General features: G+C 44.9%; 24 protein-coding genes and 15 tRNA genes. 27 read left to right on the top strand and 12 right to left on the bottom strand.

The genetic code is table 11. From position 1 onward, the window contains the following. The first annotated feature begins 2 nt into the window (after nt 1–2). On the top strand, nt 3–260 hold the full coding sequence (locus tag FKN93_RS01265) for a DUF2897 family protein (protein ID WP_040904127.1): 258 nt from the start codon (nt 3–5) through the stop codon (nt 258–260). Between the two features lie 37 nt (nt 261–297). On the opposite strand, the gene bamC is transcribed toward FKN93_RS01265, so the two are convergent. After that, nucleotides 298–1314 (bottom strand): outer membrane protein assembly factor BamC, encoded by a 1017-nt coding sequence (gene bamC, locus FKN93_RS01260; RefSeq protein ID WP_004394743.1) that lies wholly within the window; start codon nt 1312–1314, stop codon nt 298–300. 42 nt (nt 1315–1356) lie between these two features. Beyond that, nucleotides 1357–2235 carry a 4-hydroxy-tetrahydrodipicolinate synthase gene (gene dapA / locus FKN93_RS01255; protein WP_004394742.1) on the bottom strand — a complete coding sequence of 293 codons (879 nt, stop codon included), beginning with the start codon at nt 2233–2235 and terminating at the stop codon, nt 1357–1359. Nucleotides 2236–2657: 422 nt separating this feature from the next. On the opposite strand from dapA, the gene FKN93_RS01250 reads away from it, so the two are divergent. Together FKN93_RS01250 and bcp are read left to right on the top strand one after the other, a co-directional pair. Continuing rightward, on the top strand, nt 2658–3200 hold the full coding sequence (locus FKN93_RS01250; protein ID WP_040904125.1) for a glycine cleavage system protein R: 543 nt from the start codon (nt 2658–2660) through the stop codon (nt 3198–3200). A 16-nt stretch (nt 3201–3216) separates the two neighbouring features. After that, the gene (gene bcp, locus FKN93_RS01245; protein WP_004394740.1) at nt 3217–3684 is read left to right on the top strand and encodes a thioredoxin-dependent thiol peroxidase; all 468 of its coding nucleotides are present in this window, start codon (nt 3217–3219) and stop codon (nt 3682–3684) included. Nucleotides 3685–3775: 91 nt separating this feature from the next. Here the strand turns inward: bcp and FKN93_RS01240 are convergent, their stop codons facing one another. Next, nucleotides 3776–5647, bottom strand: coding sequence for a methyl-accepting chemotaxis protein (locus FKN93_RS01240; RefSeq protein ID WP_004394739.1), 1872 nt, complete (start codon nt 5645–5647; stop codon nt 3776–3778). A 240-nt stretch (nt 5648–5887) separates the two neighbouring features. Further along, on the bottom strand, nt 5888–6961 hold the full coding sequence (locus FKN93_RS01235) for an AI-2E family transporter (protein ID WP_004394738.1): 1074 nt from the start codon (nt 6959–6961) through the stop codon (nt 5888–5890). A 448-nt stretch (nt 6962–7409) separates the two neighbouring features. Between FKN93_RS01235 and FKN93_RS01230 the strand changes: the two genes are divergently transcribed. The 3 genes from FKN93_RS01230 to wrbA all read left to right on the top strand — a co-directional run bounded on the left by FKN93_RS01230 (nt 7410) and on the right by wrbA (nt 9995). Then, the gene (locus FKN93_RS01230) at nt 7410–8876 is read left to right on the top strand and encodes a M48 family metallopeptidase (RefSeq protein WP_040904734.1); all 1467 of its coding nucleotides are present in this window, start codon (nt 7410–7412) and stop codon (nt 8874–8876) included. Nucleotides 8877–9066: 190 nt separating this feature from the next. Beyond that, nucleotides 9067–9417, top strand: a complete 351-nt coding sequence (gene arsC, locus FKN93_RS01225) for an arsenate reductase (glutaredoxin) (protein ID WP_161439426.1) — start codon at nt 9067–9069, stop codon at nt 9415–9417. Then, the gene (wrbA, locus tag FKN93_RS01220; RefSeq protein WP_154170411.1) at nt 9414–9995 is read left to right on the top strand and encodes an NAD(P)H:quinone oxidoreductase; all 582 of its coding nucleotides are present in this window, start codon (nt 9414–9416) and stop codon (nt 9993–9995) included. The genes arsC and wrbA overlap by 4 nt, the downstream gene beginning before the upstream one ends. A 126-nt stretch (nt 9996–10121) precedes the next feature. Here wrbA and FKN93_RS01215 read toward each other — a convergent pair whose 3' ends face one another. Continuing rightward, the gene (locus FKN93_RS01215; protein ID WP_170904290.1) at nt 10122–11234 is read right to left on the bottom strand and encodes a DUF2066 domain-containing protein; all 1113 of its coding nucleotides are present in this window, start codon (nt 11232–11234) and stop codon (nt 10122–10124) included. 251 nt (nt 11235–11485) lie between these two features. Here FKN93_RS01215 and FKN93_RS01210 point away from each other — a divergent pair, with 251 nt between their 5' ends. Beyond that, nucleotides 11486–12730 (top strand): uracil-xanthine permease family protein, encoded by a 1245-nt coding sequence (locus FKN93_RS01210; protein WP_004394733.1) that lies wholly within the window; start codon nt 11486–11488, stop codon nt 12728–12730. A 137-nt stretch (nt 12731–12867) separates the two neighbouring features. Here FKN93_RS01210 and ybaK read toward each other — a convergent pair whose 3' ends face one another. From ybaK to hemA, 7 genes are all read right to left on the bottom strand, one after another. Beyond that, nucleotides 12868–13341 (bottom strand): Cys-tRNA(Pro) deacylase, encoded by a 474-nt coding sequence (gene ybaK / locus FKN93_RS01205; protein ID WP_170904289.1) that lies wholly within the window; start codon nt 13339–13341, stop codon nt 12868–12870. Nucleotides 13342–13420: 79 nt separating this feature from the next. Continuing rightward, nucleotides 13421–14272 (bottom strand): 3-deoxy-8-phosphooctulonate synthase, encoded by an 852-nt coding sequence (kdsA, locus tag FKN93_RS01200; RefSeq protein ID WP_158138785.1) that lies wholly within the window; start codon nt 14270–14272, stop codon nt 13421–13423. Nucleotides 14273–14294: 22 nt separating this feature from the next. After that, nucleotides 14295–15104, bottom strand: a complete 810-nt coding sequence (locus tag FKN93_RS01195) for a SirB1 family protein (protein WP_158138786.1) — start codon at nt 15102–15104, stop codon at nt 14295–14297. A 21-nt stretch (nt 15105–15125) separates the two neighbouring features. After that, nucleotides 15126–15509 (bottom strand): SirB2 family protein, encoded by a 384-nt coding sequence (locus FKN93_RS01190; protein ID WP_040904120.1) that lies wholly within the window; start codon nt 15507–15509, stop codon nt 15126–15128. Between the two features lie 10 nt (nt 15510–15519). Next, a complete protein-coding gene (gene prmC / locus FKN93_RS01185) occupies nt 15520–16368 on the bottom strand; it encodes a peptide chain release factor N(5)-glutamine methyltransferase (protein ID WP_170904353.1) in 849 nt (282 codons plus the stop codon). Between the two features lie 7 nt (nt 16369–16375). Then, nucleotides 16376–17464, bottom strand: coding sequence for a peptide chain release factor 1 (gene prfA / locus FKN93_RS01180; RefSeq protein WP_154170407.1), 1089 nt, complete (start codon nt 17462–17464; stop codon nt 16376–16378). A gap of 35 nt (nt 17465–17499) precedes the next feature. Continuing rightward, complete coding sequence (gene hemA, locus FKN93_RS01175; protein ID WP_004394726.1) at nt 17500–18756, bottom strand: glutamyl-tRNA reductase; 1257 nt, start codon at nt 18754–18756, stop codon at nt 17500–17502. Between the two features lie 160 nt (nt 18757–18916). On the opposite strand from hemA, the gene lolB reads away from it, so the two are divergent. From lolB to FKN93_RS01075, 20 genes are all read left to right on the top strand, one after another. Next, on the top strand, nt 18917–19531 hold the full coding sequence (gene lolB, locus FKN93_RS01170) for a lipoprotein insertase outer membrane protein LolB (RefSeq protein WP_154170743.1): 615 nt from the start codon (nt 18917–18919) through the stop codon (nt 19529–19531). Then, nucleotides 19528–20400 carry a 4-(cytidine 5'-diphospho)-2-C-methyl-D-erythritol kinase gene (ispE, locus tag FKN93_RS01165; RefSeq protein WP_154170405.1) on the top strand — a complete coding sequence of 291 codons (873 nt, stop codon included), beginning with the start codon at nt 19528–19530 and terminating at the stop codon, nt 20398–20400. Before lolB ends, ispE begins: the two co-directional genes overlap by 4 nt. A gap of 29 nt (nt 20401–20429) precedes the next feature. Next, nucleotides 20430–21374, top strand: a complete 945-nt coding sequence (locus FKN93_RS01160) for a ribose-phosphate pyrophosphokinase (RefSeq protein WP_004394723.1) — start codon at nt 20430–20432, stop codon at nt 21372–21374. Between the two features lie 147 nt (nt 21375–21521). Next, entirely contained in the window at nt 21522–22112 is a 591-nt protein-coding gene (gene pth / locus FKN93_RS01155; protein ID WP_158139056.1) for an aminoacyl-tRNA hydrolase, read from the top strand. 11 nt (nt 22113–22123) lie between these two features. Further along, nucleotides 22124–23215 carry a redox-regulated ATPase YchF gene (gene ychF, locus FKN93_RS01150; protein ID WP_154170403.1) on the top strand — a complete coding sequence of 364 codons (1092 nt, stop codon included), beginning with the start codon at nt 22124–22126 and terminating at the stop codon, nt 23213–23215. Between the two features lie 327 nt (nt 23216–23542). Then, nucleotides 23543–23619: transfer RNA gene (locus tag FKN93_RS01145), tRNA-Met, on the top strand. Between the two features lie 40 nt (nt 23620–23659). Further along, nucleotides 23660–23744: transfer RNA gene (locus tag FKN93_RS01140), tRNA-Leu, on the top strand. A gap of 37 nt (nt 23745–23781) precedes the next feature. Further along, nucleotides 23782–23856 (top strand) — tRNA-Gln (locus FKN93_RS01135). Nucleotides 23857–23936: 80 nt separating this feature from the next. Continuing rightward, nucleotides 23937–24013: transfer RNA gene (locus FKN93_RS01130), tRNA-Met, on the top strand. Between the two features lie 43 nt (nt 24014–24056). Continuing rightward, nucleotides 24057–24141 (top strand) — tRNA-Leu (locus tag FKN93_RS01125). A 26-nt stretch (nt 24142–24167) separates the two neighbouring features. Continuing rightward, a tRNA-Leu gene (locus FKN93_RS01120) sits at nt 24168–24252 on the top strand. A gap of 37 nt (nt 24253–24289) precedes the next feature. Continuing rightward, a tRNA-Gln gene (locus FKN93_RS01115) sits at nt 24290–24364 on the top strand. A 43-nt stretch (nt 24365–24407) separates the two neighbouring features. Next, nucleotides 24408–24494 (top strand) — tRNA-Leu (locus FKN93_RS01110). 13 nt (nt 24495–24507) lie between these two features. Continuing rightward, nucleotides 24508–24582 (top strand) — tRNA-Gln (locus FKN93_RS01105). Nucleotides 24583–24627: 45 nt separating this feature from the next. Beyond that, nucleotides 24628–24712: transfer RNA gene (locus tag FKN93_RS01100), tRNA-Leu, on the top strand. Between the two features lie 33 nt (nt 24713–24745). After that, nucleotides 24746–24820, top strand: a tRNA-Gln gene (locus FKN93_RS01095). Nucleotides 24821–24865: 45 nt separating this feature from the next. After that, nucleotides 24866–24950 (top strand) — tRNA-Leu (locus FKN93_RS01090). 12 nt (nt 24951–24962) lie between these two features. Then, nucleotides 24963–25039 (top strand) — tRNA-Met (locus FKN93_RS01085). A 66-nt stretch (nt 25040–25105) separates the two neighbouring features. Then, nucleotides 25106–25180, top strand: a tRNA-Gln gene (locus tag FKN93_RS01080). A gap of 45 nt (nt 25181–25225) precedes the next feature. After that, a tRNA-Leu gene (locus FKN93_RS01075) sits at nt 25226–25310 on the top strand. The last annotated feature ends 182 nt before the right edge of the window (nt 25311–25492 follow it).

Raw genomic sequence — 25492 nt, 5'->3', positions numbered from 1 at the left:
ATATGGACTTTTTATTCAACCCATGGGTGATTTCAATTGCTGCCATGAGCCTGATTATTGGTAATTTAGCGGCGCTCAAATACCTCTCCAAAATCAAATTCCAACCCATGAGCAAAAAAAAGGACTTTGAAAAGCTCAGCGAGCTAGACAAAAAACTGCAATCGATGACTGCCGAACTTGATTCCTCAGAACCGACGCCATCAGAGCAGGAAACAGAAAAAAAAGAACAAGCTAAAAAAGAGAGGGATACTGATCATTAGTATCCCTCATCGCTATAATTGGTTACTTAGTATCAAACTATTTCTCTGCAATCGCAGCCAGTACCGGAGCCATCTCTTTCAGTAGCTCTTCCTCAACAGGTTTACCTGCCGAGTTGGTTACGTTGACTGACGTTCGGTTGCCTAAATCACCAAATAAGAAGGTATAAGTGCCCGCTCTTAGATTCATTGGCTTGACACCTATGTGATTCCAAAATTGATCATCGGGGGACGCGTACTTCGCTTTGATGGTGCCCTGTGACTGATTGCGCTCTTCAATAGTAAAGCCCATCTCAGGTAATAAAGTCGGTAAACGCTGCCATAACACATCATAAGGCGTACGAGCAATGATCACCGGTAAACCACTACGGTCGGAGCCCATCGTGATGGGTATCTGCTTGACTAACTCTTGCGCTCGACGCGTCGCTTCTTCTCGTACTTGCTGATCATAGCGGCTGGTGACTAAATTGGTCATAAAAGCGTTATAACGTTCTTTATTACTTGCGGTCACCGGCATTGACTTGCCATCTTCCCGCCAATCTATCAGGGAAATTTTAAAACCAAAGCGATTATTAGCCTCAACGCGAGTTAACTCATAGCGGCTACCAAGCGTGGTGTCCTCATCTTCAGAGACCCAATTAATCCAACTGGTTTCGACACGATTATCGCTCTGCTCTACCGCGCCAATGCCTCGCTCTTCCATCATGGTTAATGCCGTTTGCCATACTCTATCGGCTTCATCTTGACGAATCATCCACAACGTCACTTCACCATTTTGCCGTTCCGCACGAGCGCCAGGAATTAACTCAAGAATTTGTTGAGGTGGACGAATATCCACTTTCCGGCCAATTTTTCCAGGAAATTGTCCTTCGGGAATCGTATAGTTAGGGTAAAACTGAGGTAACGCACCTTCAGGTAATACCCAAGGCGTTAATGGTTTGGTCTCTAAGTAGGCAAAATCATTTTTTGCTTGACGCCGCTGTGCCGGACTACTTGAACAAGCACTCAACACCAATACAGCCAGCGAACCAACAACCAGCTGGTGGGATAACTTCATTGAAACTCCTAAGTTGCTGAGAAGAGACTCAGCCGTAAAACGTTATAGAATACAAGCTTCTGTCATAGCTTGGGCAACGAACGGGCGAGCAGATTCTGAAAGCTCAGTCAAAGGCAAACGTAAATGACCGTGTGCAATTAAACCCAATTTATGGGCGGCCCACTTCACCGGAATGGGGCTAGACTCAACAAACAACCCCTTATGGAGAGGCATTAAACGTTGATTGATGACCTCCGCTTCCGCAAACTGACCGGAAAGCGCAAGTGACATCATTTGAGCCATATCTGCAGCGGCAATATTATTGGTAACCGAGATAACTCCTTTACCACCCAGTTTAACAAACTCAAGCCCAGTCGCGTCATCGCCACTCAGCAAAATAAACTGGTCACCGCACAACTCACGATGCAACGCAATACGACTTAAATCACCCGTTGCGTCTTTGAGTGCAACAATATTTTTTAGTTCCGCTAAACGAGCAACCGTTTCTGGTTTTAAGTCAACAGCCGTTCGGCTCGGCACGTTATAAAGAATAACCGGAATATCCGTTTCTTGACTGATCGCTTTATAGTGCTGAAATAGCCCCTCTTGAGTCGGCTTATTATAATAAGGAGTGACACTCAGATAACCCGCGATTCCAGTATTATTCAGTAAACGACTAAACGTCACGGATTCATGAGTCGCATTGGCACCGGTTCCAGCAATGACTGGTATACGCCCAGCAGAAAACTCGACCGTTTTCGCCACGACTTTGACATGTTCTTCTACCGAAAGGGTCGATGACTCACCAGTAGTACCCACAGAAACAATCGCGTCGGTTCCTGCTGCGACATGATAATCGACTAATTTTTGTAAACTAACGTAGTCTACTTCACCGTCATGGTCGAAAGGCGTAATTAACGCGACGATACTTCCTGAAAACATGTCTATCTCCCTAAATTGATAACTTTTGCATGGTACTGCATGGCACTTAAAAAACACAAGGGGGGAAATCTGCTTAAATGACACCTAACCGTGAATATTTATCAAATCTTATACCAGCGCCACTGAACCTTACTTGATCTTAGTTGGGTTATATACCTAAACGACTTAGCGTTGCAAGTGGGCGGTCAATGAATGATCTCTATACGCAAAGCAAACGATATGGTTATGGCTAAGCAAACGTCGAGAATGCCATGACAGCGTCGGATAGGCATGATCTACACCGGTTTCACCTACTTGTTGTCAAACTTAAGTAAGAAGGTTATCAGCCATGATTAACTCATGACCATTCACCGGATGTACGATTTTTATATCGCTTATTAACCGTGTTAACATCAATGAAAACATTCAACTCAAGTGGCCTTATGATTCAACATCTCGTGATAACCGCTATAGGCTCTGACCGTGCGGGTATTTGTAACCAAGTTATCCAGCTGGTGACTCAAGCTGGTGGTAATATTATTGATAGCCGGATTGCTTTATTTGGCAATGAATTTACTTTAATTATGTTGGTCTCTGGCAATACAAATAGTATTACTCGTATCGAAAGCACCCTTCCGTTGCTCGGACAACAACACGATCTTATCACAATGATGAAACGAACCTCTCCGCATCATCAGCCACATTATGCTTATAGCGTTGAAGTGTATGTCGAATCTGACGATAAACTTGGCTTAACTGAAAAATTCACTCATTTTTTTGCCGAACGGCATATCGGCATGGCTTCATTGAGTGCACAAACAATTCACAAATCAAAGCTCAGCACAGAGCATGACCAATTTCATATCGCGATTACTGCTCAAGTCAATGCCGACTATAATCTTATGCAATTACAAGAAGAGTTTGCTGCACTCTGTCATCAACTGGCTGTACGTGGCTCGCTCAATTTCATAAAAAACAGTCAATAAAAGGAAAAGAATCACCATGACTCCTCTACACGTAGGTTCAACGGCACCGACGCTGACTCGCCTTGATCAACATGGCAATCCCATCTCACTGGCTGACTTTGCAGGAAAAAAAGTACTGCTGTATTTTTATCCAAAAGCCATGACTCCAGGTTGTACCGTACAAGCGCAAGGTTTACGTGATATTCAAGCAGAACTTGCCGCACACAATGTGGTGGTACTTGGTGTCAGTGTTGACCCTGTTGCTCGGTTAGGTAAGTTTATCGAGCGTGATAAGCTTAACTTCACGTTATTATCCGATGAAGATCATCAGTTAGCGGATCAATTTGGCGTTTGGGGGGAGAAAAAATTCATGGGTAAAACTTACGATGGCCTGCATCGGATCAGTTTTTTAATTGATGAACAAGGTAACGTCGCCCATGTGTTTGATAAGTTTAAAACCAAAGATCATCATCAGGTGGTTCTTAACTACTTAAACCAGCACTAAGCCTACCTGAAAACTCTCCTCGGCAACGAAAAAAACCGCCCCGTTATTAACGAAGCGGTTTTTTATTACGACTGACTATCGATAAACGATATCAGACAATAAATTTACCTAAAATGGCGTCTTGCTCACGCACGTTCTCAGCTTGAACTTGCATGGCAATATTTGCTTCTTCTGCAGAATCAGAAACTTGGGTTGATAAATCTTTTATCTTCACCGTATTGCTGTTAATTTCTTCGGCCACCAAGCTTTGCTGCTCTGCTGCAGAAGCAATCTGTAAGTTCATGTCACTGATTTGCTGAATGGCATGACGGATACGCTGTAATGCACCATCGGCTAACTGTGCTTTGGCAACGACATCTACCGCGGTATCTTTACTCTCTTTCATTGCTTTCGAGACCGAGCTAGAGCCGATTTGCAGTTGCTCAATCATACCGCGAATTTCAGTGGTCGATTGCTGAGTTCGTTGCGCTAAGGTACGTACTTCATCAGCAACAACCGCAAAACCACGCCCCGATTCACCCGCACGCGCTGCTTCAATCGCCGCGTTCAGTGCTAATAGATTGGTTTGATCCGCAATATCGTTAATCACTTTTAAAATCGTTTCAATATTAGCCGTTGCCGACTCCAAGCCTTGAACTTCTTTAACGGCCATTTCAATATGCGCGGATAACTTATCAATCGATTGTGTCGTCACACTCACGACTTGCGAGCCCTCAATGGTTGCTTCATCGGCTTCTTTTGCGGCAGAGGCGGCCCCTTGAGCGTTATTGGCGACTTCCGTCGCGGTTACTGACATTTCATGCATCGCTGTCGCTAATTGCTCAAGCTCTTGTAACTGAGAACGCATCGCTGAAGATGAACCTTCAACGCTCATGATGGTTAATTCAGCACCACGCATGATCTCCTCACCAATCGCTTTCGATTGTTTGATTTGCGTTTGTAACGTCTCAGTAAAGGTATTAAAGCCGTGAGCAAGCTCTGCGAACTCTTGATCGGTATTGGTATCTAGACGCTTAGTTAAATCACCTTGTCCTGAAGCGACATCTTTTATTGCTTGATTAAGCACGCTCAGCGGGCGCATTAATACATTAATTAGTAAGGTTAAACCTATAATACTGACAATCACCCCAATCAAAGTATAAATAATCGAGCTATTGCGTAATTTAGTCAGAGCAACGAATGCGAGCGACTCATCAATCACCGCCCCCACATACCAATTTTCACTGGGTACATGACTAAAATACACCAAATGTGACTGACCATTAATATCAACCTGTTTTAGTCCCTCTTTTAATTGAACATCGGGCAAATAAGCGGTCAACTTCTGACCGTTATACCGAGTCTCAGGGTGAGCAATAGTTGAGCCATCGGCAGTCACAATAAACAGGTAACCCGCATCAAACAGGTTGATCCGATTGACCATTTCCGCTAATTGAGTGAGCTCTAAATCATAAAACATCGCGCCGATAAAGCGTCCGGCATGGCGTACAGGCGTACCAATAGAAATGATAATGTTATTGGTCGATGCATCAGCATAAGGCGCAGTAACGACGAGTGAATTCTGAGCTTTAGCGCCGATATACCATGGGCGACGTCTTGGATCGTAATCACTACCAGGCTCCCAGCCATCGTCATTTTCGACCATTGAACCATCAGATTCATACCCTAAGCCAATAGATAAAAAACTACCTTTGAGCGTTGGCTTTTCTAGCACATTGGTTACATATTGACGATTTAAAGGATCAAGTTCTAAGGTTTCGGTGATGGTTTTGGCCATTCCCTTCTTACTGCCCATATCTAAGGTAATGGTGTTTTTTACCCCTGCAACCATCTCTTTTAAACTGCTGTGCACCAATGCTTGAACTTCTGAGCGAACCGTCGTCAACTGTTGCACAGACAATGAAACGACAATGACCAACAATAATGCAGATGAAGCTGCCACAATTTTTTGACTAAATTTCATAATTTCCCTCTACTAATCTTCCTAATGTTATTTTTATTTTTTATTCGGGTGAAGTTGGCCTTAATCACTGTATCGCCAAGTTCAATCAAAACTTAAACGAGGATATTAAGAGTGTAAGCAAAAGTTAACGCTTTTGCCGCAACGACAACATAAACAGCGCTTAATTATCTTTAAACAAAAAGCCTCATTAACGACAATGAGGCTTTGCAATCAGATAACGAGTAAAAAACACATCGTCACTTAACTATCAATCGAGACCGTTTCATCATCATTACTGGGTAGAGCATGCCACACGGCTTTAACTAATGTGGCCAGAGGAATAGCAAAAAAGACGCCCCAAAAACCCCATAATCCGCCAAAAACTAAAACCGCAATGATGATGGCAACCGGATGCAAATTGACCGCTTCAGAAAATAGAATCGGCACCAGCACGTTGCCATCTAAAATTTGAATAATAAAATACGCAATCAACAAGGTATAATATTGAGGCGTTAATCCCCATTGAAACAAACCAACAATTGCGACTGGAATAGTGACTGCCGCAGCACCGATATAAGGGATCAGAACCGAGAAACCCACCGCAACAGCTAACAGAGCAGAATAACGTAAATCCAAAATCGCAAACGTCACATAACTCACGCCACCGACGATGAGAATCTCCAACACTTTACCACGAATATAATTAGAAATTTGTTGATTCATTTCTAACCATACCTTAGTCGCCAAACGTCGATTTCGAGGTAGAACGCCACTGGCGATCGACATCATTTCTTGTTTATCTTTAAGTAAAAAGAACACCAACATCGGCACTAAAATCAAATATACCGCCAGCGTTGCTAAGCTAACTAATGACGCTAATGACCCTTTGACTACCGACTCTCCCATGCTTAGCGCTTTATTTTTTGCATTATTAACTAATGACTCAATGATTTGTAAGTTGGCCAGTTCTGGGTAGCGCTCCGGTAAACTGGCAATAAAGTTTTGCAAATCGTTATACATATTAGGGATATCATTAATTAAATTAATGACTTGCTGCCAAATGGTCGGAACAATACCAAATAACGCAACTAACATGAGTCCAAGAAACAATGACACGATGACCAAAACCGATAAGGTTCTCGGAATTCCTAAACGGCATAGCTGGGTTACTGGCCACTCAAGCAAATAGGCTAAAACAATCGCAACCAATAATGGGGCGATCAGATGACCAAAAAAATAGATGATGATAAAACCAAAAAATAAGATAGCGACCAAACTAACCGCATGAGGATCGGAGAATCGTCTTTGATACCAACGATTGAGCATTTCAAACATCGAGCGGGCTCCCCTTAACAATAGAACGAGAAAAATAATGATTATTTGGCAAATTCATGTGCTGAACAGCAATGGTATTGAGATAATATGGAGCATCAACCGTATCTTGCCTGCCAATCAGAATAGTGTGATTTTTTCTATCATCAAGCGTTAAGATGTGACGGTTTGCAAGTAATAATGTCATAGGACAGCACGACTTAGGTAAATCAACAATCTTGGGTTCCATTTTAGGGTTCAATCCTTAATATAGACTCAAACTACTGATGGATGGAGCGGTCAGCCTCATCATCACTATTGAGAAGAAACCGCAACACAGTGTGTAAAATAAATCAGCCTCAATCATACCACTGCCGGAGTGAGTAAACGAGATGACTTTCTGCGGTGTAGGAAACCAATGGCATCGCACAGTGTCTTAGAGAAAGATAAGCTTGGAGCATTACCTATCACTATGAAAATAAAACGTTCTCTTGTTTACCTCTGCCTCGCGGCAACCTTAAGTCCACTTTCTGGCGCATATGCGAATCGTTTTGGGAGTGATAGCATAGAATTGCCCGATATTGGTACCGTGGCAGGCTCAACATTAACAATTGATCAAGAGCTTATCTATGGTGATGCGTATATGCGCATGTTACGTAACAGCCGTCCGATCATCAACGACCCGGTTATCAATGAGTATATTGATGCGCTAGGTTATCGCTTGGTCGCTAACTCAGATGATGTCAAAACGCCGTTTACCTTCTTTATGATCCGCGATCGTAATATTAATGCTTTCGCGTTTTTCGGTGGTTATATTGCGCTGCATTCTGGTCTACTACTGCATGCTCAATCAGAAAGTGAGCTCGCGTCGGTCATGGCGCATGAAATTGCTCACGTCACTCAACGTCATTTAGCGCGTAGTATGGAAGAGCAAGCTCGTCGCTCCCCAGCCACAATTGCCGCTTTAGCTGGCTCACTGCTATTAGCCATCGCAGCGCCTCAAGCGGGAATTGCAGCGATCACCGCGACGACAGCTGGCAGTATGCAAAGCCAAATTAACTACACGCGCAGTAATGAAAAAGAAGCGGATCGTTTTGGGATTGCGACTTTAGCTAAAGCTGGGTTTGATGTGCATGCCATGCCACGCTTTTTTGGTCGTCTTGCTGACGAATATCGTTATGCCAGTACGCCGCCACCGATGCTCCTCACCCACCCTTTACCCGAAGATCGTATTACAGATAGTCGTTCTCGAGCACAACAATTTCCTAGTGTTAGCGTTGCTCCATCTCTGAATTATCATTTAACGCGCTCGCGAGTTGTCGCTCGTTATGCAGGAATCAACAGTGAAGCCGCATTAGATTGGTTTAAGCGTAACCAAAGAAAAGCTGATCCGGGTATGGCCGCCGCCTTTGATTATGGTAAAGCTCTCGTTTATCTTGATACTAAGCAATACGACGAAGCCGAAAGTCGCTTGAAAAAGTTGCTACAAAGCCATCCTGATAATAATTTTTATCTCGATGCGATGAGTGACCTTTTGGTTGATACTGAACGCGCCACAGAAGCACAATCCATGCTGGCTCAAGCACTGCAACGAAAACCCAATAATCCTGTATTGGTGATAAACTACGCCAATGTCTTGATCAAAGATGAAAAATTTTCAGAAGCCATTCGTATTTTACAACGCTACACCCATGAGCGCCCCAATGACGTCAATGGATGGCATTTGTTAGCAGAAGCGAATAGCCGAAGCGGTAATAGCGCAGAAGATTTGGCAGCCAGGGCTGAAATTTTTGCTTTAGGTGCGAACTGGAATAAAGCGATTCAATTTTATACCCAAGCCAGTCAGCTTGCTCCTTTGGGTAGTTTGCAACAAGCTCGCTATGATGCACGACTCGATCAACTCATGGTACAAAGAGATCGATTTTTAGCCCTACGATAAACTTAGCGACTCAAGGCGATTGTTAGCCAACAATGACTGGGAGTAATTGATGATTGGTAAGCGAGTGAAACCCTAATCATATCGACAAACTATGTGATTGGGGAAAATGACGCAGCCAATACCACAGCCTCGTCAACTCGCAGAACAATAAGCAACTTAAATAATAAACCATCTTTATTAAGGAGAGAGGATGTCCGTTACCATTTATCACAATCCACGCTGCTCTAAAAGCCGCGAAACGTTAGCTCTATTAGAAGCACGTAACCTGCAGCTGAACATTATCCACTATTTACAAACCCCATTGACCATTGAACAACTCAAAGCCATTCATGCAAAGTTACCTCATAGTCAGGTTCGAGACATGATGCGTTGTAAAGAAGCCTTATATAAAACCCTGAATTTAGCCGATCCTACCCTCTCTGACGAGGCGTTATTTTCAGCCATGGTAGAACACCCCATTCTGATCGAACGCCCTATTGTGATTGCCAATCAACAAGCGCGTCTCGGTCGTCCACCAGAACAGGTACTGGATATTTTATGACTCGTCTGATCGTTCTGTACTACAGTCGTCACGGAAGTACCCGTAGCTTGGCTCGGCATATTGCCCGAGGTATTGAGTCGGTCTCTGGATGTGAGGCAATTTTACGTACTGTTCCTGAGCTAGAACCTGCGCAAGGAAACGTGAGTGATCCTTACTTAACCTTCGATGAGTTAGAACAGTGTCATGGCTTAGCCGTCGGTAGCCCCGTTTGGTTCGGAAATATGGCGGCACCATTAAAACATTTTTGGGATCAAACCACCCCACTATGGGTAAAAGGTTCGTTAATTGATAAACCAGCCTGCGTATTTACTAGCTCGGCAACATTACATGGCGGACAAGAGACGACTCAACAGACCATGATGCTACCTTTGCTGCACCATGGCATGTTGATTATGGGGATTCCTTATTCAGAACCCAAGCTGCATACCACTCGATCTGGTGGCACCCCTTACGGCGCCAGTCATGTGGCTGACTCTGCAAATAGCACCTTAACCCATGATGAGAGTGAATTAGCCCAACGTCTTGGTCAACGCCTTGCTCAACTCGCCGTTGCCTTAAACGAGGGTGATAATCATTAATTGAAAACGTGAGTCCCAACCTCTAAAAAGGGCTGGGACAAGTCAATTAAATCGGTGGGAGGGATTTTGTCTGACTTTACCGATTAACATCTTCAGCAACCATCAATCCCCTTAAACAGGGGGAAGTTAATCTTGCCAAGAAAAATAAAGCTGGGTTCTTTTAGGTGGTGTCACCACCGGTCGCTTATCCTCTGGTTCACGATATTCTTTCTCCTGTTCTTGCTCAATATTTTCACGCTCAACGAGTTTCGGTACCGCTCTCTGCGTTACTTGGCGCAGACGAAGCACTTCCTGAGCGAAATCAGCTTCGCTAGCTAATAAATGCACATTGAAGATAACTTCATCCCCTCGAATACTCACAATATCCAAAGAGGCGACTGAGCTTAAGCGTCTCACGCTCTCCTCCAAGGTAAAGAAAGCCTGAGCATTATTAATCGGTTTAAATGCCGCCCACAGCGTTTGTGAAGACTCGCTACCCACTAACACCGCACTTTTTTTAGCGTAGTGATTAGCCAATACATCGATGAATGTGTTCATTGCCTCCTCGCCAGAAGTCTGACCACTGACTGGGACTTTAGGAGAGGTTAGCATCTGTTCGGCGGATTGATCGTACAACGCCCAACGCAAAGTGGAACCTTGAGCTCGTAGCACTAAAATGGCATCGCTGGTATAGCGTTGACTCGCCGTCGCAATTGACTCCGTAAAGCCGCCCCAAAGATCGGAGCTTTGAATACTCGTCACATCCTCAAAATCACCGACAGGAAAAGTAAGCGGTAAACCACGTTGCTCAGCCTGCATTTTTAATTGCGATACAACGTCGGTTTGTGAATGCTCCCAAATGATACGCCGCTCATAGTCAGATTCTTCTACCAACCACACTAAAATATTGGCCCGGTCTTCTGGCCAGAATGCTAAATGCGCTTGAGTTAACAGAGCTCGGATGCGTGGTCCACTAAAGGCAATTCTTAATGTTCTTTGATCATTGAGTTGTCCATAGCTGATCTGATTCGCGTATTGAGCACTTTGACGCAGCGCTTTACTGACAACGTCATTGTTCAATGAGTCCTGACTCCCCGTGGCTCGAACAATCACCTCTTGCATGGCACGAATTCGAGCTTCAGCTTCTGGGTTATTGTGCTGCTCGTCGATCACAACTTCAGCTTGGTACAGATTGATTTTGGTTAACGCCAATACAGGCAGACTGATTAACCCCATCAACAACAAAACGAAATAGCGCATACGATTACCATAAATTCCAAGTGAGCATTGATGATAAGCAACTATCTAGGTCGGGGCAAGGCGCAGTACCAGAGCCAGTGTCAATTTTCCGCAGTTTTTCCTTCCTGATTCCTGCCTCATCAGTCGCAATGCCAAACCTTTTCAGCTTATTAATGATCAGAAACCAGAAAAAGTTTGATCCATAACCCATAGCAATCGTTTGCAAAGATGATAGAATCCCGCGAATTTTATTTTGCTTCAGGGAAAACACGATGAAAAATGCCATTCAAGGTGCACAAATGCTATTTGTCGCATTTGGTGCTCTGGTTCTGGTTCCATTGCTGACCGGGCTTGATCCTAACGTTGCTCTGTTTGGGGCTGGTGTAGGCACCTTAATCTTCCAAATCATTACTCGCCGCTCTGTACCTATCTTTCTCGCCTCTTCTTTCGCTTTTATTGCTCCCATTATGTATGGCGTACAGACCTGGGGAATTGGGGCAACAATGGGGGGCCTAATGGCCGCAGGCGCAGTCTATGTCTTACTCGGCGCTATCATTAAAGTTCGAGGCGTGGGCTTTGTACATACGCTATTACCCCCCGTGGTCGTTGGGCCAGTTATCATGGTGATTGGATTAGGTCTCGCACCTACTGCGGTCAATATGGCACTGGGCAGAACGGGGGATGGTTCAGTACAGTTGATTGATGCACAAGCTGCGTTATGGATTTCAGCGATTTCACTACTGGTGACCGTTGGTGTCAGTGTCTTTTCGAGAGGTTTTTTTAAACTCATTCCTATTTGTGCAGGGATTGCCGCCGGTTATAGCGTTTCTCTGTACTTTGGTGTGGTAAGTTTTGTTCCGGTTCAACAAGCCGCGTGGCTAGCATTGCCAAACTTCACCTTTCCTGAATTTAACATTAATGCCATTTTATTTATGATTCCGGTCGCGATTGCTCCAGCCGTTGAGCACGTCGGCGATATGCTCGCAATTTCTAATGTCACCGGAAAAGATTATCTTAAAAAACCGGGGTTACATCGTACCATTGCGGGAGATGGATTTGCGACCATAGCAGCCAGTATGGTCGGTGCACCACCAAATACAACCTACAGTGAAGTCACTGGCGCGGTAATGCTAACCAAAGCCTTTAACCCGGTGATCATGACTTGGGCGGCAGTAACGGCGATTGTATTAGCCTTGGTCGGCAAGCTTGGAGCATTGTTACAAACCATTCCAATCCCGGTGATGGGCGGAATTATGATTCTATTATTTGGATCGATAGCCACCGTTGGACTTAATACCTTAATCCGGAACCAAGTCGACTTACACAAATCTCGTAACCTTGTGATTGTCGCCGTCACTCTGGTTTTCGGGATTGGTGGTATGGCGTTTGGCATTGGTGAATTTAGTTTACAAGGTGTGAGTTTGTGTGGAATTGTGGCAATTATTCTCAACTTAGTGTTGCCAAAAGATCTCGGTGAAAACCACGTGGTCGACAATACGCAAATGGATAAGCATTGATCATGTCGCCAGATGGCGACAAATTAAAATAAGAAAATGATCAGTGACGCTCTCGTTCATCCGATGACCATCAATAGACTTCATCAAGATAAACGAGGGCCTCCCATATCACCACTTGCAACCACAAATCGACAGATTTATTGGCACAAATCAACAAACTGTCCATCAGTGAGCTTAGTGAGATCTTGTGGACTAAGCTCTATCTCTAAACCACGCTTGCCTGCACTAACACACAGAGTGGTCAATGTCTCGGCACTGCTGTGAATAAAAGTCGGCAAGCGTTTCTTTTGCCCTAACGGACTGATCCCACCCACCACATAACCCGTGATCTTTTGAGCGATCTCTGGATCGGCCATCTCAGCTTTTTTCGCTTTGGCCGCTTTTGCCGCGAGCTTTAAGTTGAGTTTTTTTTCAACGGGGATCACCGCAACGGCCAAATGCTTAGCTTCGCCATTGAGACAGAATAATAACGTTTTGAATACCGTCGCGGGGTCCTGACCTAAAGCTTGCGCAGCTTCTAAACCATAACTCGGATGACTAGGATCATGCTCATAGTGATGAATCGTGTGGGCGATGTGCTTTTTTTTCGCTAAATCAATGGCTGGGGTCATGCTTAACTACTCCTTATTGCCCAAACCAAAACGGGTAAGGAATTATCTTACCCGTTTTTTTAAAACGTAAGGATTGAACTTAACGGATATCGATCGGTGCAAAGCTCTTAATCAAATCATCCAACGCTTTCATTTGTACTAAGAAAGGTTCGAGCTTATCCAACGGTAAGGCCGAAGGACCATCACATTTCGCTTGATCAGGCGTTGGGTGAGCTTCGATAAATAAACCAGCGATGCCCGTCGCTAAACCAGCTTTAGCCAGTTCCACGGTTTGTTCACGGCGACCACCGGAAGCGGCTCCTAATGGATCGCGCATCTGCAGTGAATGGGTAACATCGAAAATGATTGGACTGCCTTTAGAGGCTTTTTTCATCACGCCAAATCCGAGCATATCAACTACTAAGTTATCGTAACCATGGCAAGCACCACGCTCACATAAAATGACTTGCTCATTGCCACATTCCGCGAACTTTTCAACAATATTACCTACTTGTCCTGGGCTCATAAACTGCGGTTTTTTAACGTTAATGACTGCGCCCGTTTTTGCCATCGCTTCGACTAAATCCGTTTGACGTGCTAAAAATGCTGGCAATTGAATCACATCAACGACCTCAGAGACTGGCTGAGCCTGCGCTTCGGTGTGTACGTCGGTAATAATTTTCACCCCGAAGGTCTCTTTCAGCTCTTGAAAGATTTTCATGCCCTCTTCCAAACCTGGCCCACGATATGAATGTACCGAGCTACGGTTAGCCTTATCAAACGATGCTTTAAACACGTAAGGAATACCAAGCTTTTCGGTTACTTTGACGTAGTACTCGCAAATTTGCATCGCCAAATCACGAGATTCCAACACATTCATACCAGCAAACAGAGTAAAGGGATGATCATTGGCGACCGGAATATGACCGATATGAACAATTTTTTGTTCCATAGTGAGTTCTCTTAAGTTGTGATTAATGCAGCGTCACTGGATAAACCGTTAGCGCATTCATTTGATTCTTGAGTAACTGCGCTGCGGGATCATCAGGGCAGTGTTCAATAAAATATTGGAAATCGGATAACGCCACCTGATGACAGTCTAACTGCTGATAGATAAAACCACGATCGCGTATTTCATAAGGATCATCAGGGACAAAGGTTAACGCTAAATTGGTGCAGCGCAGCGCCAAAGTATAGCGCTCTTCGCGCAACAAGGCACTTTTCAATAAGGCTAACCAACGACCAATAATCGTTGGATTATCGGTCGGTTTTAGATGCTCAGCCTGCAAGCGGGCCAAAGGGCCTTTATGACCAACCAACCACGCATTGAGCATGTATTTCGAGACAAACTCGCCGGAAAAAGGATTGAGATACAGCGGAGCTTCATCAGGCCACTGCACTTCAAGTAAAAACTGGGTAGGAAAAGTAATTCCTTGCACGGGAAAATCAAAGCGCCTAGCAAAATAGAGCAGCAACGCTCCAAGACTCACCGGTATTCCCTGACGACGTTCGAGGACTTTATCAATAAAACCGTTACGAGAATGAAAATAGGTTTCTTTATCGCCAACAAAGCCCCATTGATGATAAAAAACATCCAAAAATAGGGCAAAGCGCTGCTTTCTATTTGATTCATCAGCTAAAGCTAACTCAGCTTGATGGTACAGCCTTTGCAATTCAGCGAGAGCCCAATCGACTTTAGTCTCCGGATTGATGGCTTTATTTAATGCCAGCGCACCTTCCACTAAATCCATTGCATCAAAATCTTCATCAAATAAATTCAGCATTGATTTATCGAGTCCATAATATTAACTGAAAAACATCGGTGCTTTAGAAGCCGTCACTTTACCCGCCATGATCAGCCAGCCCATCGCGCCAAGAAAAGCAAACGAGCGTAACAGCTTATTACGACCAAACTTAAGCGCAAAAAAGCCCAAAGCGATATAAGCCAAGACACAAGTAATTTTATCGGTCATCCACGGCGCTGCAGCCGTATAAGGTATAAAGCCAGTGATCACGATAAGCCAAATGCCAGTAACTAATAACAGACTATCGTTAATGTGCGGATAAATTTTCAGAAACTTATGTTGTAGCCAATGGGAATCCATCATCATTAAAATATAACGAACACTCAATAAGAAAGCGCTAGTAGCTATAGTGAAGAGATGGAGTGATTTAAGTACTTCGTACATGTGTTCCTCTTTAAAATCGACATTGACCCAAGGTGACTCGATCGTTACCAGCGTAGTCTTGCTCCGTAACCACTTGCTGATAGCCCAGTTCACTCAGAATAGTTCGCACTGCTTTGCCTTGTTGGTAACCATGTTCAAACAACAGCCAGCCTTGATCGAGTAAATATTCACGCGCCGAAGTCGCGATATGTTTAATATCGGCTAATCCATTATCGCCTGCGACCAGAGCGCTTCTCGGTTCAAAACGAACATCCCCTTGCTGTAAATGGGGATCGTGTTCCTCAATATAAGGCGGGTTAGAAGCAATCAAAGCAAACTTTATACCGTTAGCGAGAGGGGTAAACCAACTGCCTTGCAAAAATGTGACATTGGAGAGCTGTAATCGTTTGCGATTATCCTCGGCAAGCTCAACGGCCTCTGAACGCAGATCGATCCCCAGCACGTGGCGCTGAGGTAGCTCTGAAGCAAGCGCTAATGCGATAGCTCCAGTTCCTGTGCCTAGATCAAGGATATCGCCCTCAATAAATGCGGCCTTATCCAGTGCTAATTCAACTAAGCGTTCAGTATCCGGACGAGGTATTAAGGTCGATGGTGCGACTTTTAGGGGCAGCGACCAAAATTCGCGTTCACCAATAATATAAGCGATCGGCTCACCGGCGATACGCCGTGCGAGCAACACCTCGAAAGCAGAAATAGCGTCTGCATCGAGCCTTTTATCTGGCCACGTCAATAAATAGGAGCGCGGTTTTTGTAACACATGGCAAAGCAGCAGCGCGGCATCAAGAGACGACGAATCGCTGCCGCTCTCGATAAGTTGCCGCTTAGCGTTAGCCAATAAGGCTTGTATCGTCATGATAATGAATGAATTAATGGTTATCAGATAACGCAGCCAGCAGATCCGCTTGATGCTCTTGGACAACAGGATCAATCAAGGCTTGTAAATCGCCTTCCATCACCTCATTGAGACGATAAATGGTGAGGTTAATACGATGATCGGACACTCGACTCTGTGGATAGTTGTAAGTGCGAATGCGATCACTGCGATCGCCTGAGCCAAGTAGATTGCGTCGGGTATCGGAGATTTCCGCCGCACGTTTTTTCTCTTCAGCCTGAACAATCCGAGCGCCAAGTACAGACATCGCTTTAGCTTTGTTCTTATGTTGAGAACGCTCATCCTGACACTCAACCACAATCCCCGTTGGCAAGTGAGTAATTCGAATTGCTGAATCCGTCGTGTTAACGTGCTGGCCACCTGCTCCTGATGAGCGGAAGGTATCAATTTTTAGATCGCTGGCTTTAATTTCAGGAATTTCGGCTTCAGGGATCTCAGGCATCACAGCCACAGTACACGCAGAAGTATGTACACGACCTTGAGATTCGGTCGCGGGAACACGTTGCACTCGGTGACCGCCCGACTCAAATTTCAATACCCCGTAAGCTCCGTCACCATTAACTTTGGCTATCATCTCTTTGTAACCACCATGCTCAGCTTCACTCGCCGACATGACTTCAATCCGCCAGCCTTTTTTCTCAGCAAAACGGCTGTACATCCGGAACAGATCACCAGCAAAAATCCCGGCTTCATCACCACCCGCCCCAGCACGAATTTCTAAGAAACAGTTGCGATCATCATTCGGATCTTTAGGTAACAGAAGAATTTGCAGCTCAGCACTTAAGCGTTCAATTTCCGCTTTAGCCGCTTTCATTTCATCTTGGGCCATTTCGCGCATTTCAGCATCGTCTTCTTTGGTCATCTCTTCTGCGGCCAGCAAATCTTCCTGAGCTTGCTGATAGGCTTGGAAGCATTGGGTGACTTCTTCGAGCTGCGAGTACTCTTTTGAGAGCGATCGAAATTTATTTTGATCACCGATCACGGCAGGATCGCCTAATAAGTGTTGCACTTCTTCGTAGCGCTCCACCAAAGATTCAAGCTTAACTAAAATCGACGCTTTCATAGTTTCTTCTTTAATAAATAAGGATTTACAAATTATTACAGGTCATCAAGACCCAAACTTTGTCTAATAATTGCCAGTTTTGCTGGCTCCCCTTGCTCGGCTGCCATCTGCAACGCGCGCGTTGGGGTATGGATCAATCTATTGGTGAGTTTATTACTTAATTCGACCAATAACTTTTCCGCATCGCCTCCAGCGGCTAACGCTTGTAAACTTTTACTGAGTAATTCTTCACGGATATTGTTCGCCGATTGACGATAGTCACGAATGCTGTCGACCGCCTGCAGCGAGCGCATCCAACTCATGAATTCTGCGCTTTCTTCGCTGACGATCGCTTCGGCTTGAATCGCCTCAATCTTACGTTGCTCAATATTACTCTCAACAATCGATTGTAAATCATCCACTGAATAGAGATAAGCATCGTCAAGTTCACTGACTTGTGATTCCACATCACGCGGAACGGCAATATCGACTAACAGCATCGGTTGATGACGACGCGCTTTGAGCGCGCTTTCGACCATCCCTTTACCGATGATGGGCAGCGGACTAGCGGTCGAACTAATCACAATATCCGCCTGTGCTAAATAATCTGGAATCTCATTTAAGGTAATCACTTCAGCGTCAAAATTTTGCGCTAATGCCATGGCCCGTTCGCGTGTTCGGTTAGCAACGATCATTCGTTTACAACCATGACCGTCCAAATGTTTAGCGACCAATTCGATGGTCTCTCCTGCGCCAACTAATAGCACCGTAGCCTGCGTTAACGATTCAAAAATATGTTTTGCCAGCGTACAGGCGGCATAAGCAACAGAGACCGCATGACCACCAATGTCGGTTTCAGTCCGCACACGCTTAGCAACCGAAAACGCTTTTTGAAACAACTTATCTAAGGCCGAATCGACCATGCGATTCTCTCGCGAATCCGCATACGCTTGTTTTACTTGACCCAAAATCTGTGGTTCGCCCAGTACTAATGAATCCAATCCACAAGCAACGCGCATCAGATGACGGATTGCCGCTTGCTCTTCATGGACATATAAACTCGGCTTTAAGGTTTCCAGATTGACTTGATGAAACTGAGATAACCACTCTATCAGTTTATTCTTACTTGCCACCTTAACGTCACAATACAGTTCAGTTCGGTTACAGGTTGATAAAATCACACTTCCCTTGACGTAAGGTTGGCCAGATAAATGGCGCAACGCTTCGGACAGTTTATCTGCTCCAAAGGCCACTTTTTCTCGCAACTCAACCGAAGCTGTATTGTGATTGATACCAATAACAAGCAAGGACATGTATCGAGGGTTCTCTGATAAGAAGTGGATTGAGCGGCGAATTTTACTTGATGCACCTATTTATTGAAAGAGCGATTGGGATTTGTTTTCCCGAGTTCGTGATATCAATGGTATAGTGACGGCTCTTGTGTCCCATAAATGGATAAATAACGAGCATATGATGATATCACCGCCACGTATTTTTCTTATTATTACCTTACTCTTAGGACTATGGGGCTGTAGCAGCATTCCCGACCCCATTAGTGACGTTGAATGGCAATCGCACCAAGCTCGCTTAAAGACCATTACGCAGTTTCAACTGGTTGGAAAACTCGCCTATATTGACCCCAATCAGCGTCAATCTCTTAATTTTCAGTGGCAAATTTCACCTCAGCAAACCCAGCTCCGCCTAACGACCTTTTTAGGACAGACGGTATTAAACTTATCGATTGATCAACAAGGAGCGCAAGTCATCACCCATGATGACAACGTCTACCGCGCTGACAGTGCCGAACAATTGATTACCTCTCTGACTGGATTAACGCTCCCTATTGAGCTTTTACAAGCATGGATTGTCGGCTTACCCACTCAAGCCGATCACTTTGAATTAAATTCGAACAATACCTTGGCTAGATTACAAAAAAACCAAGGTTTTTCGCGCTGGACGGTAGATTATCATCGCTACCGCGAATATCTCTGGCAAGATAAACCTCTCCCTCTGCCAGACCGAGTATTACTCACCCAACAGGACACCTCGATTAACCTTGTGATATCTAAATGGACACTCACGCCATGATACAACGACCAACCGTATGGCCATCACCCGCGAAATTAAATCTGTTTTTGTACATTACCGGACAACGCGCTGATGGTTATCACGACCTGCAAACATTATTTCAATTTATCGATTATGGCGATGAACTGACGATTACCGCGAATCAGACAGGGCAAATCACACTCTCACCGCAACTGCCTGGCGTCGCACTGCAAGATAATCTAATTTACCGTGCGGCTTGCGCCTTACAGCAGCAAACCGAGAGCTCATTCGGCGCAGATATTCAACTAACCAAACGCTTACCAATGGGCGGGGGGATTGGTGGCGGTTCTTCTAATGCGGCAACGGTGTTGGTCGCACTCAATTATTTATGGAGCTGTGGGTTAAGCGATGATCAACTCGCGACGATTGGCCTAACCTTAGGGGCCGATGTTCCAGTTTTTATTCACGGCTTCTCAGCTTTTGCCGAAGGTATTGGAGAAAAGCTCCAACCGGTACAGCCCGAAGAAAAGCATTATCTCGTGATTCGCCCAAATGTGAGTATTGCGACAAAAGTAATTTTTTCTCATCCAAAATTACCGAGAAACACAGCAAAACGTGATATTAATACTCTACTCAATGCGAACTACGAAAACGATTGCGAAAAAATTGTCCGATTGGAGTACCCAGAGGTTGATAAGCAACTTTCATGGCTGCTACAATACGCGCCGTCAAGATTGACCGGGACCGGGTCTTGCGTTTTCGCTGAATTTTCGAGCAAAAAAGAAGCGCAAGCTGTCCTTGCGAAACTCCCAGACACTGTCTCTGCGTTTGTCGCTCAAGGCCGCAACGTTTCACCACTAAAAGAGACACTGGCTGATTACCAATCAGCCGACACCCAACCTAATTAAAAACTGGACGCAACCCTGAGGTTTCCACCGTGCCTGATATGAAGCTATTTGCTGGTAACGCCACACCTGAACTAGCCCAACGTATTGCTGAACGTCTATACATCTCCCTTGGTGATGCTACTGTTTCTCGCTTCTCTGATGGAGAAGTGGCAGTGCAGATCAACGAAAATGTTCGTGGTAGCGATGTATTTATTATTCAATCAACTTGTGCACCAACCAATGACAATTTAATGGAATTGGTGGTAATGATTGACGCAATGCGCCGCGCTTCAGCAGGCCGTATTACTGCTGTCATCCCTTACTTTGGCTATGCACGCCAAGACCGTCGAGTGCGTTCTGCTCGTGTTCCAATTACGGCGAAAGTCGTTGCTGACTTTCTCTCTAACGTAGGGGTTGATCGGGTCTTAACCATTGACCTACACGCAGAGCAAATTCAAGGTTTCTTTGATGTACCGGTAGATAACATCTTCGGTACACCCGTTCTCTTGGAAGACATGAAAGCACGTAACTTAGAAGATCCTGTCGTCGTATCTCCGGATCTAGGTGGTGTGGTACGTGCTCGTGCAACAGCAAAAGCACTCGGTGATATTGATATCGCGATTGTCGATAAACGTCGTCCTCGTGCCAACGTCTCTGAAGTCATGAACTTAATCGGTGACGTTGAAGGCCGTGATTGCGTGATTGTTGACGATATGATCGATACCGGCGGAACCTTATGCAAAGCGGCTGAAGCACTTAAAGAGCGCGGAGCAAAACGTGTGTTTGCTTATGCAACCCATGCTGTCTTCTCAGGCAATGCCGCAAAAAACATCAAAAATTCTGTGCTTGACCAAGTGATCGTCACAGACTCCATCACTTTATCTAAAGAAATGGCAGCAACAGGTAAAGTTACCCAATTAACGTTATCAACCATGCTCGCCGAGGCTATCCGCCGAATCAGTAACGAAGAGTCTATCTCAGCGATGTTTAACTAAGCAGCGATAGTCTTGGATCGGTAAAATACCTCGTCAAATATGACGAGGTATTTTTGTTTCATGGCGTCGAGCATCAGCCATCTCGCCCTTTTGCATTTTTCTATGCTATCATACCGCGCTTTTTTCGTTTCCGAAGGGATCCTAGCCTTGAGTCAACCAATTAAATTACTTGTCGGTCTGGCCAACCCGGGCCCTGAATACGTCAATACTCGACATAATGCAGGAGCATGGGTCATCGAAGAACTGGCCCGAGTGCACAATACGACACTGAAAAGTGAAGTGAAGTTTTTCGGATTAACCGGTCGTATATTGGTTAATGGTGAAGATCTGCGTTTACTGATCCCAACGACTTATATGAATTTATCTGGTAAAGCCGTCGCAGCCCTTGCTAAGTTTTATCAAATCAAACCGGAAGAGATCATGATCGCTCATGACGAACTGGATCTTCCCCCCGGCGTGGCTAAATTTAAACAAGGTGGCGGGCATGGTGGTCATAATGGGTTAAAAGACACCATCAGTAAATTAGGCAACAATAAAGAATTCTATCGTCTTCGTATTGGCATTGGCCATCCAGGACACAAAGACAAAGTCGCAGGCTATGTGTTAAGTAAAGCTCCTAACAAAGAGCACGAGTGCATACTAGCAGCAGTAGATGAATCTGTTCGCTGTCTCGATATTTTACTGAAAGATGGCCTAACTAAAGCGCAAAACCGCTTACATACGTTCAAAGCTGAATAAGGTTACCAAACATGGGTTTTAAATGTGGCATTGTGGGTTTACCTAACGTAGGTAAATCAACCCTTTTTAATGCACTGACTAACGCAGGTATCGAAGCGGCTAACTTCCCGTTTTGTACTATTGAACCAAACACTGGTGTGGTACCAGTGCCTGATTTGCGTCTCGACGCCTTGGCAAAAATTGTTAATCCACAACGCATACTACCAACGACAATGGAGTTTGTTGATATCGCAGGTTTAGTGGCTGGGGCATCAAAAGGTGAAGGTTTAGGTAATAAATTTTTAGCCAACATCCGCGAAACCGATGCGATTGGTCACGTTGTCCGCTGCTTTGAGAACGAGAATATTGTTCACGTCGCCGGTAAAGTATCACCCATTGAAGATATCGAAGTGATCAACCTTGAACTCGCCTTAGCCGACTTAGACAGTTGCGAACGCGCGATTCAACGTCAAACGAAACGTGCAAAAGGCGGTGATAAAGACGCTAAATTTGAGCTTAGTGTCTTAGAAAAACTGTTGCCAGTACTGACTGAAGGTGGCTCTGCACGCTCTGTCCCCTTAAGCAAAGAAGAACTTGCTGCGGTTGGATACCTTAATTTCCTCACCCTTAAGCCAACCATGTACATTGCTAATGTGAATGAAGATGGCTTTGAAAATAACCCCTATTTAGACGCGGTCCGTGCTCATGCAGCCCAAGAAAATGCCTCTGTCGTGGCCGTGTGTGCTGCTATTGAAGCCGAACTTTCTGAATTAGAAGAAGAAGAGCGTGCTGAGTTTCTTGCCGATCTGGGTATTGAAGAACCAGGCTTAAACCGAGTGATTCGTTCAGGGTATGAACTGCTTGATTTGCAAACTTACTTTACCGCAGGGGTTAAAGAGGTCCGTGCTTGGACCGTTCCGGTAGGCGCGACAGCTCCTCAAGCAGCAGGAAAAATCCACACCGATTTTGAACGTGGATTTATCCGTGCCGAAGTGATCGGTTACAATGACTTCATCCAGTACCAAGGCGAGAGTGGTGCCAAAGAAGCGGGTAAATGGCGTTTAGAAGGCAAAGATTATATTGTCAAAGATGGTGATGTCATTCATTTCCGCTTTAACGTATAAAACCTAACCACTATCGAAAGAAGCCAACACAATGTTGGCTTTTTTTTGCATCGAACTTTCATGGCTTACTTTTACATTCATCGCTAATAAACCATGATCATCTGCTTGACGTACAATGAGAAAATCACTCGGTTTGGGATAGATTTTGATCAGAAATAGCTAGCTTTGTTTAAAAAAAACTCGAACAGTTGGTTTTGAGGAATTTATTCAAAAAAACTATTGACGCTCTACAGCCATATCCGCATAATGCGCACCGTTCGCAGCGAGAAGGCAACTTCGAAACTCCGAGCGTAACGCTGGCTGTGAGTGATAAGCAGTTTAGCAATTGGCTACGTAGCTCAGCTGGTTAGAGCACATCACTCATAATGATGGGGTCACAGGTTCGAATCCCGTCGTAGCCACCATTTCCTAAGTGTTCTTTGAGTAGAATAGTTAGGAAATAATGCGGAAATGGCGAAATTGGTAGACGCACCAGATTTAGGTTCTGGCGCCGCAAGGTGTGAGAGTTCAAGTCTCTCTTTCCGCACCATTTATCGATAGGCTGCCTAAGGGCTACTTATCACCGTAGGTCTATCGCCAAGCGGTAAGGCAGCGGCTTTTGATGCCGCCATTCCCTGGTTCGAATCCAGGTAGACCTGCCATTATTTCTTTAGGTTTCAATACATAAAAACTATTGGAACTGATGGCGAGAATAGATTATAGTTTCTCGCTCTAAAAAGATGGCTACGTAGCTCAGTTGGTTAGAGCACATCACTCATAATGATGGGGTCACAGGTTCGAATCCCGTCGTAGCCACCACTTATTTTACCTCTTCCTTTGAGATTAGGTACAATAACGAGATGCGGAAGTGGCGAAATTGGTAGACGCACCAGATTTAGGTTCTGGCGCCGCAAGGTGTGAGAGTTCAAGTCTCTCCTTCCGCACCATTATCTCGTTATAAAAGTAAAGTTTTGCGGAAATGGCGAAATTGGTAGACGCACCAGATTTAGGTTCTGGCGCCGCAAGGTGTGAGAGTTCAAGTCTCTCTTTCCGCACCATATTAGAGGTCAGCAGTAGATAGCTGTTAACCGATGTAGGTCTATCGCCAAGCGGTAAGGCAGCGGCTTTTGATGCCGCCATTCCCTGGTTCGAATCCAGGTAGACCTGCCAACTATTTAGTTCCATCAATACTGTGTCAGCATTGACTGAATTTGCGGTGGTGGCGAAATTGGTAGACGCGCTAGCTTCAGGTGCTAGTGTCCGTTAGGACGTGAGGGTTCAAGTCCCTCCCTCCGCACCAAGTTCAGTATTACAGGTCTATCGCCAAGCGGTAAGGCAGCGGCTTTTGATGCCGCCATTCCCTGGTTCGAATCCAGGTAGACCTGCCAATTACAACGATGATTTGAGTCAATCAAGTTATCTAAAAAATTTGTGCGGAAGTGGCGAAATTGGTAGACGCACCAGATTTAGGTTCTGGCGCCGCAAGGTATGAGAGTTCAAGTCTCTCCTTCCGCACCATTTATTGAGTTAGCATAGCCTGCTATCAACAACAGGTCTATCGCCAAGCGGTAAGGCAGCGGCTTTTGATGCCGCCATTCCCTGGTTCGAATCCAGGTAGACCTGCCAATTACAACGATGGTTTGAGTCAATCAGATTATCTACAAAATTTGTGCGGAAGTGGCGAAATTGGTAGACGCACCAGATTTAGGTTCTGGCGCCGCAAGGTGTGAGAGTTCAAGTCTCTCCTTCCGCACCATTGATTAGTCGTGGCTACGTAGCTCAGCTGGTTAGAGCACATCACTCATAATGATGGGGTCACAGGTTCGAATCCCGTCGTAGCCACCATTTATCGTTAGTTACTGTTGAACAGTTGCTTTATCGATAAGACTGTTATTAAATTAACAGCATTGTAGGTCTATCGCCAAGCGGTAAGGCAGCGGCTTTTGATGCCGCCATTCCCTGGTTCGAATCCAGGTAGACCTGCCAATTACAATGATGATTTGAGTCAATCAAGTTATCTAAAAAATTTGTGCGGAAGTGGCGAAATTGGTAGACGCACCAGATTTAGGTTCTGGCGCCGCAAGGTGTGAGAGTTCAAGTCTCTCCTTCCGCACCATTTATAAAAAAACCCAGCTTATGCTGGGTTTTTTATTATCACTTAAATCTTAATTAACCTGAGATCTGGTTAAGCCAGAACTAAGCAATTACTCTCTAACAGCTCAAACTCTTGAGCTGTTAGATCTAGACTGGGCTTTTTATCCCTCAAGCAGTACGCGATTAATCCGCCCAACAGATTCA

The organism is Vibrio sp. A8-1 (genome assembly GCF_013048685.1).
Classification (GTDB): Bacteria; Pseudomonadota; Gammaproteobacteria; order Enterobacterales; family Vibrionaceae; genus Vibrio; species Vibrio metschnikovii.
This window is presented reverse-complemented; position numbering and strand designations above follow the sequence as displayed.

Bases quoted from the DNA above. Each gene is read 5' to 3' on its own strand.
- wrbA (WP_154170411.1), top strand. From the start codon at position 9,414: ATGACTCGTCTGATCGTTCTGTACTACAGTCGTCACGGAAGTACCCGT.
- ychF (WP_154170403.1), top strand. From the start codon at position 22,124: ATGGGTTTTAAATGTGGCATTGTGGGTTTACCTAACGTAGGTAAATCA.
- FKN93_RS01230 (WP_040904734.1), top strand. From the start codon at position 7,410: ATGAAAATAAAACGTTCTCTTGTTTACCTCTGCCTCGCGGCAACCTTA.
- arsC (WP_161439426.1), top strand. From the start codon at position 9,067: ATGTCCGTTACCATTTATCACAATCCACGCTGCTCTAAAAGCCGCGAA.
- lolB (WP_154170743.1), top strand. From the start codon at position 18,917: ATGATATCACCGCCACGTATTTTTCTTATTATTACCTTACTCTTAGGA.
- hemA (WP_004394726.1), bottom strand. From the start codon at position 18,756: ATGTCCTTGCTTGTTATTGGTATCAATCACAATACAGCTTCGGTTGAG.
- ybaK (WP_170904289.1), bottom strand. From the start codon at position 13,341: ATGACCCCAGCCATTGATTTAGCGAAAAAAAAGCACATCGCCCACACG.
- FKN93_RS01250 (WP_040904125.1), top strand. From the start codon at position 2,658: ATGATTCAACATCTCGTGATAACCGCTATAGGCTCTGACCGTGCGGGT.
- FKN93_RS01215 (WP_170904290.1), bottom strand. From the start codon at position 11,234: ATGCGCTATTTCGTTTTGTTGTTGATGGGGTTAATCAGTCTGCCTGTA.
- dapA (WP_004394742.1), bottom strand. From the start codon at position 2,235: ATGTTTTCAGGAAGTATCGTCGCGTTAATTACGCCTTTCGACCATGAC.
- FKN93_RS01235 (WP_004394738.1), bottom strand. From the start codon at position 6,961: ATGTTTGAAATGCTCAATCGTTGGTATCAAAGACGATTCTCCGATCCT.
- ispE (WP_154170405.1), top strand. From the start codon at position 19,528: ATGATACAACGACCAACCGTATGGCCATCACCCGCGAAATTAAATCTG.
- FKN93_RS01195 (WP_158138786.1), bottom strand. From the start codon at position 15,104: ATGCTGAATTTATTTGATGAAGATTTTGATGCAATGGATTTAGTGGAA.
- FKN93_RS01190 (WP_040904120.1), bottom strand. From the start codon at position 15,509: ATGTACGAAGTACTTAAATCACTCCATCTCTTCACTATAGCTACTAGC.
- FKN93_RS01240 (WP_004394739.1), bottom strand. From the start codon at position 5,647: ATGAAATTTAGTCAAAAAATTGTGGCAGCTTCATCTGCATTATTGTTG.
- kdsA (WP_158138785.1), bottom strand. From the start codon at position 14,272: ATGGAACAAAAAATTGTTCATATCGGTCATATTCCGGTCGCCAATGAT.
- bcp (WP_004394740.1), top strand. From the start codon at position 3,217: ATGACTCCTCTACACGTAGGTTCAACGGCACCGACGCTGACTCGCCTT.
- FKN93_RS01210 (WP_004394733.1), top strand. From the start codon at position 11,486: ATGAAAAATGCCATTCAAGGTGCACAAATGCTATTTGTCGCATTTGGT.
- bamC (WP_004394743.1), bottom strand. From the start codon at position 1,314: ATGAAGTTATCCCACCAGCTGGTTGTTGGTTCGCTGGCTGTATTGGTG.
- FKN93_RS01265 (WP_040904127.1), top strand. From the start codon at position 3: ATGGACTTTTTATTCAACCCATGGGTGATTTCAATTGCTGCCATGAGC.
- prfA (WP_154170407.1), bottom strand. From the start codon at position 17,464: ATGAAAGCGTCGATTTTAGTTAAGCTTGAATCTTTGGTGGAGCGCTAC.